Below are 10,317 nucleotides of genomic sequence, written 5' to 3'. Positions count from 1 at the left end.
GGGACCGGTGCCACGACTGTTGTTACTGCTACTGCTACTTACTGCTGCTGCGGAGGTTGGGGGTAGCCGTATCCCGGTGCGTGCGGCTGGGGTTGCGGCTGAGGCTGAGGCTGAGGCTGAGGCTGAGGCTGCGGCGGCCCGGCCTGGGGGTACGGCTGCTGCCCTGCCTGCCCTGCCTGCCCTGCCTGCTCCGGCGGCTGCGGACGGCTCGTCGGCTGGCCGGGGACGTACGGCTGGGGCTGGGGCTGGTGGGGCTGGGGCGGCTGCGGGTAGCCGTAACCCTGCGGTGGCACACCGGGGACGGGGTGGCCGACACCGGGGGGCTGGGCGTGCGGGAGGGGCTGACCGGGAGGCATGGGCTGCCCCGGCATCGGATGACCGGGCACGGGCTGGCCCGGAATCTGCCCGGGCACGGGCTGACCCGGGAGCGGCGGGGCGGCCACCGGCGGCGGGTTGCCGTCGCTCGTCCACAGGCCCTGCGCCCGCTGGTGGCGCACGAAGTCCTCGGCGACCATCGCGGCGAGATTGAAGTACGCCTCGCGCGTCTTGGGCCGCATCATGTCGAGGTCGACCTCCGCACCGGCGGCGAGGTGCTCGTCGAACGGCACGACCACGACCCCTCGGGTGCGGGTCTCGAAGTGCGCGACGATGTCCTCCACCTTGATCATCTTTCCGGTCTCGCGGACCCCGGAGATCACGGTGAGGGAGCGGGCGACGAGGTCCTGGTAGCCGTGCGCCGACAGCCAGTCCAGCGTCGTGCTGGCGCTGCTCGCACCGTCCACGGACGGCGTGGAGATGATGATGAGCTGGTCGGCGAGGTCGAGGACACCGCGCATGGCGCTGTAGAGCAGGCCGGTGCCCGAGTCGGTGAGGATGATCGGGTACTGCTTGCCCAGCACGTCGATCGCGCGCCGGTAGTCCTCGTCGTTGAACGTCGTGGACACGGCCGGGTCGACGTCGTTGGCGATGATCTCCAGACCGGAGGGCGCCTGCGACGTGAACCGCCGGATGTCCATGTACGAGTTCAGGTACGGGATCGCCTGGACGAGGTCCCGGATGGTCGCCCCGGTCTCGCGCCGCACGCGGCGACCGAGCGTACCGGCGTCCGGGTTGGCGTCGATCGCGAGGATCTTGTCCTGCCGCTCGGTGGCGAGGGTGGCGCCGAGGGCGGTCGTCGTGGTCGTCTTGCCGACACCGCCCTTGAGGCTGATCACGGCGATGCGGTAGCAGGACAGCACCGGCGTGCGGATCAGGTCGAGCTTGCGCTGCCGCTCGGCCTCTTCCTTCTTCCCGCCGAGCTTGAACCGCCCGCCTCCGACCGGCCGGCTGCTCTTCGCCTTCTGCTTCTTGTTGTTGAGCAGCCGGTCCGACGACAACTCCACGGCCGCCGTGTAACCCAGCGGTGCCGCACCGGGGTTGGTCGGCTGCCGCTGGTCGTGCTGCACGGGCTGCGGCCATGCGGCACCGAGCCGGGGGTCGACGGGCGGTTGCTGCGGGGGAAGGGGCGCGTTGGGGGCACCGGCAGGGGGCTGGGTCCCCTGCTGCTCCTGCTGGGACGGATGGGGCTGGTGCGCCGGCTGGCCCTGCTGGCCTGGCTGGCCCTGCTGGGCGGGCGGCTGCGGGAAGCCGTAACCGCCCTGCGCGGCAGGAGCGGGGGCGGAACCAGGGGCCGGGGCGGGCGCGCCGGGGTGCGGGAAGCCGTATGCGCCGTGCGGGGCAGGGGCGGGAGCAGCGGTCGGGGCCGACGGGCCCGGCTGGTCCGGCTGACCCTGCTGGGTGGGCGGCTGCGGGAAGCCGTAACCGCCCTGCGCCGCAGGAGCGGGGGCAGGAACCGGGGCGGGCGCGCCGGGGTGCGGGAAACCGTAGCCCGGCTGCGGCCCGGCGGCGGGCGGCTGCCAGGCGGCGGGCGCAGGCACGGCCTGAGGCGCCTGCGGCTGTGCCTGCGGCTCGGCGGGCGGCTGCTGCTGCGGCTGCGCGGCGGCCGGGGGCTGGGCGGGCCACTGGGGGGCACCGGCGGGCGCCGCGGGCTGGTAGGACGGCGGCAGCGGCGGCACGGCACCCTGCGGCGCCGGCGGGGGCGGCCCGGCGGGCTGCTGCCCGGCTACGGGTGCCCCGTCGGCCGGCTGGGCGTTCGCGGCATCGGCGTTCCCGGACTCGGACTCGGCAGCGGACGCGGGAACCGGGGCAGCCGGAGCCTCCGGCGCGTCCGCACCCGCACCCGCATCCGCCGCTGCGTCGGCGTCCGTATCTGCACCCGCACCCGCGTCCGCGTCCGTGTCGGCCGGCGGAGCGGGCTCGGCGGGCGCGGACGCCTGCGCGTCGTCGGCTCCGGCCTCCGCGGAGTCACCGCCCGTGCCGTCGGCGTCCTCGGCCGCCGCGCCCTGCACCGCGGCGGCGTCACCGGGCTCACCGGCGTCCTCGGCGCCGTCGATGCCGTCGGTGTCGCCGGAGGAAGAGACCTCGCCACCCGGCGTCGCCGGAGCCGCGGCGTCCTCCTGGCCGGCCCCCTCCTCCGCGAGGTGACGCTTCAGCGAGACGGCGGAGAAACGCATGGTGGCGCCGCTCTCGAGATCGCCGTTGGAGGAGGTCACCGGCTCGGCACCGGCATCGGCCCGTGCCTGCGGCACCGCCCCGGACTGGTTCCCGGACCCGGACCCGGGCTCGTTCTCGTGCTCGGGCCCGGACCCGGCCGCATGCTCCTGCCGCCCCGGCCCCACCTGCTCCTCCGCGGCCTTTTCGCCGCCGCCGGAGGCAGGGGGAGTCCACTGCGGCTGGGGCTCGAAGCCGGCCGGCAGCCCCGGCACCGCGACCCGGCTCTCGGCGGGCGGCGGGGGAGGGGCGAACGGCGCACTCGGCGCGGGCGGCACGAAGGGCCCGGCCGGCACACCCGGCGCGGGGGCCGACGGATACGGCCCGGGCGCCGCGGGAGGCGTCGGCGGGGCCGGCGGAGACGGGACGGGCGGAACCGGAGCCGAAGGAGCAGCGGCCGAAGAAGCAGCGGCCGAAGGAGCAGCGGCCGCCGGCCCGGCGGCACCGCCCCCGGCACCGCCCTGCTCCGCGGCGTCCGGCGCGGCGCCCGCGGAGGAGTCCCCCGCCGAACCGCCCCAGGAATCCGGCGTCGGCGCACCCGACGCACCCGAGGAACCGGAGGAGCCCGAAGCGTTCTGCGTGTACCAGGCGGGTGGGGCGTAGTCGATGGTGAACTCGCCCGTCACCTCGATGTCGGACTCCGCGTCGGGCTGGTCATCGCCGGGTGTGGCCCAGCCCCCGCGGTTCCCGTCCCGATCGCTGTTCACTGTTCCTCCTGGTGTGATCGAGCACCGTCACGCCGTGCCGGGGCGACCCGTGCCTGTCGTGCTTGTCGTCCGAAGTCGGTCGAGGCCGGTCGAGGTCGTGCGAGGCCGTCAGCCGTACGAAGTCGTCCGATCTGCCGGCTCTCCCCCCGAGGCGCGTCACGTCCACCCCATCGGTCTGCGACGCCGCGCCCGGTCCCAGCCTAATCACCATGAGCCTCGGCACGGCAGGGCTGTCCAGTCCTCCGTGCCCGCTCCGGGCGCCCCACTCTCCTCGGGGCGCCGGAAGGATCCCGCCGCCTCGGCGAACAAACCGGGCAACAGCCGCACACGAGAGGCGTCATAGCGGGTGAAACGGACTCAACCATCCGCCGCGGTCCGCGGAAGCATCGGCTCGATCCATTCAATCCATGCGCCGCGGATTACCCAACAATCCGATCTCGGCGTCCGTGGGCTGGGTCACGACGTACTGCCGGTCACGGTCCGCGCACCACAGGGTGACGCCGTCGGGAAGGGTGGGGAGCGTTTCCACGTCGGTACCGGACAAGGCCAACGTGCGCCGCAGGACCGCGGCTTCGTCCGGCGAGATCCGCTGGACACCGACGAGCCGCGCCTGCCGTATGAGCCGGGGAGCGACGGGACTCAGGTACGGCAGCAGCGTCAGCACCGACTGCCACGGACCCGACACCACCCGGCCGCGCGGCGGCCGCATGCCGCAGTCCCGCACCACGAGCACCGGCGTGCCGGCGGAGGCACCCTGCGGGGGCACGCGGCCGACGTCGTACACGGACAGACCGTTCTGCCCGCCGCCCATGGCGTGCACCATCTGCATCCAGTGCTGCGGGCGTCCGGTCTCCACCGCGACGCGCGCCCCGGTCGCCGCCGCCCGCAACGCGATGACCTGCGCCGTCCACAGGCCGCCGATGAGGACGACGTCGTACGGGGTCGGCCGGTTGAGGCCCAGCACGGCGGGCTGTCCTTCGGCGTCCACACCGACCACGACGCCGTCGTCGCCGATGGGCAGCGCGAGCGCGTCGAGCTGCGCCGCGGGCAGCGTGTGCCGTCCGGTGCGCGGGCCGATCAGTCCGAAACCGGTGCGGAGCAGGGCGCGCGCCGCCCGCGCGGCGGAGGGCCGCGGCCGTTCCGGGGCGTCGGCGGCCGGTGCCGCGGGGGTTGTCCTGGCCGTCATCGGGCACCTCCGAGGGGCAGCGTGGCGAGCACCCCGGGCAGTTGCTCGCGGTCGAGCCGGGTCAGCCCCACGCCGATCTGCCGGGCGGCGTCCTGCAACGCGCGCCGCGCGGCGACCAGTTCGTCGTCGCTGCGCCCGGTCACCCGCAGGTGGCCGCAGACCGAGACGTCCTGCCGCGCTCCGCGCGCGAGGGTGATGCTGAAGGTCGTGGCCAGTGCCGGTGTCGCGGTGAGATGCCCCACCAGCTGCGGCAACGACGGCCCGGAACCGCCCAGTTGGGGCCAGCGGTGGATCCAGTACGTGGTGTGCCGGCGGTTGTCGCACCGCCAGCTGCGGCTCGACTCCTCCGTCCGCCGCTCCCGTGCGTCGCTCCGTCCCGCCTCCGCGGTCACCAGCGGGTTGGCGCACGCGGACGTGGCGACGGCCGCGATCAGCTCCTCCTCGTCGAGCACCGTCGTACGGAAACCCGCGCCCGTCAGCCGGCTCGCCAGGTGGTCCGCGACGCGCACGACGCACTTCTGCGCCCCCACGAGCCCGCCACCCCGCGCGGCCACCGCCTCCCGGCACAGCTCCGGGTCCAGCTTCAGCGCGATCCAGGTGATGCGCACCGCCGGCGCACCCGTCTGGGCCTGCAGCGGCGCGTAGTTGGTCACGGCCACCGAGTGCGGCGGCAGGTGCAGGGCCGGGGCCGGCTGGGTGTGCAGCACGACCTGCGCCGACTCCAGCCGGATGCCGTCCACGTCGAGGGCGTCCCGCACCAGCCCCAGCGGCAGCGGCCGGCGGCTGCGCTCCGCCCGCAGCGCGGTCACGTCCGCCTCGACCTGCACGACGGCGGTCAGGAACGTCCCGTCCCCGATCAACCCCACCGGACGCCGGTCCCCGCCGCCGTAGGAACACGTCCGCAGACTCGGATCGCACTCCACGGCCGGCGCCAGCCCCGGCTCCGTGCCCGGCGGTATCCGCAGCCCCGCGGCCCGCTTCTGCCGGGCCCGCAGGGCCCGCGCCGTCATGAGCCATTCGGGCAGCGAACGACCGCGACGGCGGACGAAGGCCAGCAGGAGCAGGGCAACAGCGGCCACGGCGGCCGGTACCAGCGCCAGGGGAGCGATGCCCCAGGCGGTGAGCAGCGCTGCCATGGCAACCTCCAGCAGCAGCAGTTGCTGGAGGCTGGAGGTGCCGGAACGCCTGGAGGAGATCCTGAGGTGCAGCGCGGGGGATACGGCCGACCCCGCGGTGGCGTCCGCGGGCGCGGTTTCGTCGGCTCGCCCGCGTGCCCGTGTCCGGCTTGCGGAAGCCATCACTGCAAACCCCCCGTAGTCACCTCAAACGCCCCACCAGTCGGTGGGGTTCGACGCGCAGAGCACCCTACCCCGCCCCACACACCCGCTCGTTCAACAGGCATAGTAGGGAGCCAGTCCGGCAACGGCGGGCGGGGGACTGCCGCCCCCGGTCGGGTACGGGGACACGACGGGGAGACACCGACACTCATGGCATCAAGGCGGGACGAGCTCAACGCCTACACCTTCGCGAAGCGGCGTACGATCGCGGCCTTTCTCCAGCCCTCCCCGTACGGCTCGGAAGAAGGAGCTCCCAAGCCGTTGCGGGCCGTCGTGCCGAGCATGATCGCGGGTGCCGTGGTCCTGGCGGTCTTCGGCGCCTGGGGCATGTTCCAGCCCACCGCGCCCGCGGGGTGGGACGAGCCGGGCACGCGGGTGATCGTGGGCAAGCAGTCGACGACGCGCTATGTGGTGCTGAAGACCGGCAAGGTCAAAAGGCTGCATCCGGTGCTGAACCTGGCTTCCGCCCGCCTGCTGATGAAGGACGCCAACTACCAGGTCATCCAGGTCAGCGACAAGATCCTGGACTCGGGCAGGCTGCCGCGCGGCCCCATCCTCGGCATCCCCTACGCACCGGATCGCCTGCCGTCGCCCCAGGACGCGGGCACGGCCAAGCGCTGGGCGGTGTGTGAACAGCCCGGCGGCAAGGGCGACACGGTGCAGGAGGCGGCGTTCGTCCTCGCTGCCCGGGACGCGAAGGCGACCGACGGCCGTCGACGTCTTTCCGGCGGAGACGTGCTGTACGTCAAGACCCGCACCGGAGAGCGCTACCTGGTTGACGCGAGAGGCACCTCGTACGCCGTCACCGGCACGGAGTCCGACGCGCTGACCACCGCGCTCGTGGGCTCCCGCAAGCCGCAGCTCGTCACCAAGAAGTGGCTGGCGACCCTGCACCGGGGCACCCCCATCCGCTTCCCCCGGCTGCCCGCCGACGTGGGCGCTCCGGCCGGGGTGCCCGGTCAACTGTCGGCGGAGGAGAACAAAATCGGCACGGTCCTGAAGACCGAGACCGGCGAGGGCACCACGTACTACGTCGTGCTGCGGGGCAAGGTGCAGCCGGTCACCCCTTTCACGGCCTGGCTGCTGATCACCTCGCCGCAGACCGCCAAGCTCAACATGAACGGTGAGGCACGTACCGTCGGCCTGCAGGACTTCACCGCCGATTCCGAACCCTTCAGTGGCCAGCCGGCCGACTGGCCTCGAGAGCAGCCCCGCCAGGTCAACTCCGCCGGCCCCGGTGGCCGTGACACCATCTGCACCGTGCTGCGCAGGGTGGGCCGGGACAACAGCACGACGCTCAGCACCTGGGCCGACACCGACTACCCGGCGGAAATCACACCGGGCGGTACGAGTACCTATGTAACCCCCGGAACCGGCCTGCTTTATACGCAGATCCAGGGAACCGCGACCGATGCGGGATCCCTCTTTCTGGTGACCGACACCGGCCTCAGGTACGCCGTCCAGGCGAACGGCGACAGTGACGCCAAGAAGTCCGGCATCGGCACCGGGGACGAGAAGAAGACCTCCGACGGTACCCCCGAGCCCAGCGAGGCCCAGGTCAAACTGGGCTACGAGAACGTCAGGCCGCAGCGCGTACCGCTGGTCTGGTCGGAGCTTTTGGCGAAGGGCCCGCGCCTGGACACCAACAGCGCGCGGCAGCCCCAGGGCTCGTGACCCGGACCCGCGACACGGCGACGACATGGACTGACGGACGAGGACAGGAGCAACGACCGGTGCCGCCGACGAAGGCCGCCCTGCCGACCGCCGTAGCAATGCTGGCCCTGCTGGGCCTGTGCCCGCCCCTGCCGGGAAGTGCGCCTGACACGGACCAGCGACTGGACGGCAGCGGCGAATGCACCTTCCCCGCCCGGCAGATCAAGGACACCCCCTGGCCGCTGCAGCGCGTCATGTTGGATCAGCTCTGGCAAGGCACCGACAAGGGCAAGGGCGTCCGGGTCGCGGTCATCGACACCGGTGTCGACGACAAGAATCCGCAACTCGCGGACGCGGTCGACAAGGCGGCCGGCCGTGACTACCTCACCAAAGGCAAGGCCGGGGACCCCACCAATGACGAGGTGGGGCACGGCACCAAAGTGGCCGGCATCATCGCCGCCCGACCGCACAAGGGCACCGGCTTCGTGGGCCTCGCCCCCAACGCCACCATCATCCCCATCCGTCAGAACGACGCCGACAACAGCGGCGACTCCGACACGATGGCCCAAGCCATCACCTACGCGGTCTCCCGGGGCGCCCAGGTCGTCAACATCTCCCAGGACACCACCAAACCCCTGTCGGCCACCTCCGCGCTCGCCGAATCGATCCGCAAGGCGATCTCCGCAAACGTCGTGGTAGTCGCTTCCGCCGGCAATGACGGTCTGGATGGCGAGGTCAAGAACACCTATCCGGCGGCTTTCCCCGGTGTACTCGCCGTCGCCGCCTCCGACCGCAACAACGAACGGGCTCCCTTCTCCCAGGCCGGCAGCTTCGTGGGCGTGGCGGCACCCGGCGTCGACATCGTCTCCACGGTCCCCGGCGGCGGCCAGTGCACCGACAGCGGTACGAGTTTCTCGGCGCCGTTCGTCGCCGGCGTGGCGGCCCTGCTCAAGGAAAAGCATCCCGACTGGACCACCGCCCAGATCGTCACCCAGATCGAACAGACCGCCGAACGCCCCATCAACGGCCACGACAACTTCATCGGTTGGGGCGTGATCGACCCCGTCCGGGCAGTTCAGGAATCCGACATCGCGGATCCAGCCTCCACCCCGACGCCCGACCCCGGCCCCACCAAGGCAGCAGCCCCCGACGTTCCGCCGTTCTCGCTCGCCGAAACACCCCAGGAACGCAGCCGACGTTACGCCGTCTACACCCTGGGCGCCGCCGCCCTCCTGGTCTCCGTGGTGGCCGGAACCGCCATTGTCATACGCGACCTGCGTCGACGACCTCGAAAGGATCTCTCGGCGTGAGCTTCGGCCCACCTCCCTCTCCCTACACCCAATCCGCACTGACCGCGGAACAGAACCGCAGACGCCGCCGCAACCGACTCCTGGGGGGCCTCGCTCTCTTCGGCATCCTCACCCTGGGCGTGTCCGGCTGGTTCGTGTCGTCCGCGGGGGACGACAGCGCGCCCGCCGGCAAAACAGCCATCAGACAGGACCCCTACGCGATCCGGGAGACGGTCGAGAAGCCGCCGACCTCGCCCGAGGGGCAGAGGATGATCGACCACGTGGTGAAGGACCTTCCCAAGGGCACCAACAAGTCGCGCTACGCCCCCGGCACCTGGGCCACCGACAAGATCCTCGCCAGGGGCGTCGCCGACCGGATCGAGGGCTACAAAATAAAACCCGAGTACGACGAGAAGGCTTGGACCCTCAAACTGGACGGCCACCTGTGCGCCACCAGCCGCCACGTCACGGCCAACGGCCGTACGGCGGTCGTCGTCCAACCGGCCAAACCCGAAAACTCGACGACCAAGGGCGTTTGTGACGAGGTGGTGTTCTTCGACCTGAACACCGGCAAGAAGCTGTGGCAGCACAAGATGCCCGCAGCGGATTTCGCCTACGTCACGAACACCAACCTGACTCTCACCGACGGTGTCGTCGCCATCGCCTGGGGGCACGGTTCGGTGGCGTACGACATGCGTCGCGGCAAGCAACTGTGGAACAGCACCACCACCGCCACCTGCCAGGACCAGGGATACGCGGGCGGACGCGCGCTGCTCGCCCTCGTCGCCTGTAAGCAGGGCGAAAACACCCTCTACAAGGTGCAGAAGCTCGATCCGCGCACCGGCAAGCCGCAGTGGACGTACAAGGTGCCGAAGGGAATCCAGGCCGTCTACCTTCCCTCCTCCGACCCGCCCGTCCTCGCCATCGCGGCCGGCGACACGCTGGTGACCGATCTGATCACCCTCGACGCTCAGGGAAGGCACCTCGCCACGATCTCTCTCGACGACTACGACCCCAAGTGCGGCGATCGCTACTCCGACATGTCGTTCTTCGGGGTGACGGAGAACTGCGACGGTGTGGTCGTGGGACGCAGCCAGGTCTACGTCGTGAGCAAGGAGAGCATAGAACCCAACCAGGCGTCGGACTGGATCACCGCGTTCGATCTGCGGACCGGTAGGACCGCGGGCAAGTTCGAGGGCCGTGACATACAGACGGTCTACCCGCTGCGCATGAGCGGTGACGAACTCCTGATCTACCGACAGGGCCTCTACCCTTACGCGCTGGCGGCCCTGGTGAGCTGGAACCCGCACACCGGCAAGCAGACCCCTCTGCTGTTCTTCGACCTCCCGGATGACGAGGACACCAAGCTCGGCGACCCGGAGCAGACGGACATCATCGTCGAGAAGGGCAGGATCTTCTTCGGCAGAAGAGAACTGGCCCGCAACATCGCGCATCCCGACGATGCCGTGCATTCGGCCATCGGCTTCGGAAGCGTCGGCTTGAAGCACTGACCCGGGCATCCGCGCGCAAAGGGGGTGGCACGCGTCCGTGCCACC

At 71.8% G+C, this 10,317-nt stretch carries 6 protein-coding genes; 3 read left to right on the top strand and 3 right to left on the bottom strand.

Annotation, left to right across the window (positions count from 1 at the left end):
- Positions 1 to 38: 38 nt before the first annotated feature.
- The 3 genes from IE225_RS29685 to eccE form a co-directional block, all read right to left on the bottom strand.
- Positions 39 to 3,296, bottom strand: a complete 3,258-nt coding sequence (locus tag IE225_RS29685) for an SCO5717 family growth-regulating ATPase (RefSeq protein ID WP_190060740.1) — start codon at positions 3,294 to 3,296, stop codon at positions 39 to 41.
- A gap of 400 nt (positions 3,297 to 3,696) precedes the next feature.
- Complete coding sequence (locus IE225_RS29680; protein WP_190060739.1) at positions 3,697 to 4,482, bottom strand: hypothetical protein; 786 nt, start codon at positions 4,480 to 4,482, stop codon at positions 3,697 to 3,699.
- Entirely contained in the window at positions 4,479 to 5,780 is a 1,302-nt protein-coding gene (gene eccE / locus IE225_RS29675) for a type VII secretion protein EccE (protein ID WP_190060738.1), read from the bottom strand. The genes IE225_RS29680 and eccE overlap by 4 nt, the downstream gene beginning before the upstream one ends.
- Positions 5,781 to 5,969: 189 nt before the next feature.
- Between eccE and eccB the strand changes: the two genes are divergently transcribed.
- From eccB to IE225_RS29660, 3 genes are all read left to right on the top strand, one after another.
- A complete protein-coding gene (gene eccB / locus IE225_RS29670; RefSeq protein ID WP_190060737.1) occupies positions 5,970 to 7,493 on the top strand; it encodes a type VII secretion protein EccB in 1,524 nt (507 codons plus the stop codon).
- A gap of 98 nt (positions 7,494 to 7,591) precedes the next feature.
- The gene (mycP, locus tag IE225_RS29665) at positions 7,592 to 8,782 is read left to right on the top strand and encodes a type VII secretion-associated serine protease mycosin (protein ID WP_190060755.1); all 1,191 of its coding nucleotides are present in this window, start codon (positions 7,592 to 7,594) and stop codon (positions 8,780 to 8,782) included.
- A complete protein-coding gene (locus tag IE225_RS29660) occupies positions 8,779 to 10,272 on the top strand; it encodes an outer membrane protein assembly factor BamB family protein (RefSeq protein WP_190060736.1) in 1,494 nt (497 codons plus the stop codon). The genes mycP and IE225_RS29660 overlap by 4 nt, the downstream gene beginning before the upstream one ends.
- Positions 10,273 to 10,317 lie beyond the last annotated feature (45 nt).

This window comes from Streptomyces echinoruber, assembly GCF_014651135.1.
In the GTDB taxonomy this organism is placed as follows: Bacteria; Actinomycetota; Actinomycetes; order Streptomycetales; family Streptomycetaceae; genus Streptomyces; species Streptomyces echinoruber.
Note: the sequence above shows the minus strand (reverse complement) of the source record. Positions and strands in the feature narration are given on the sequence as shown.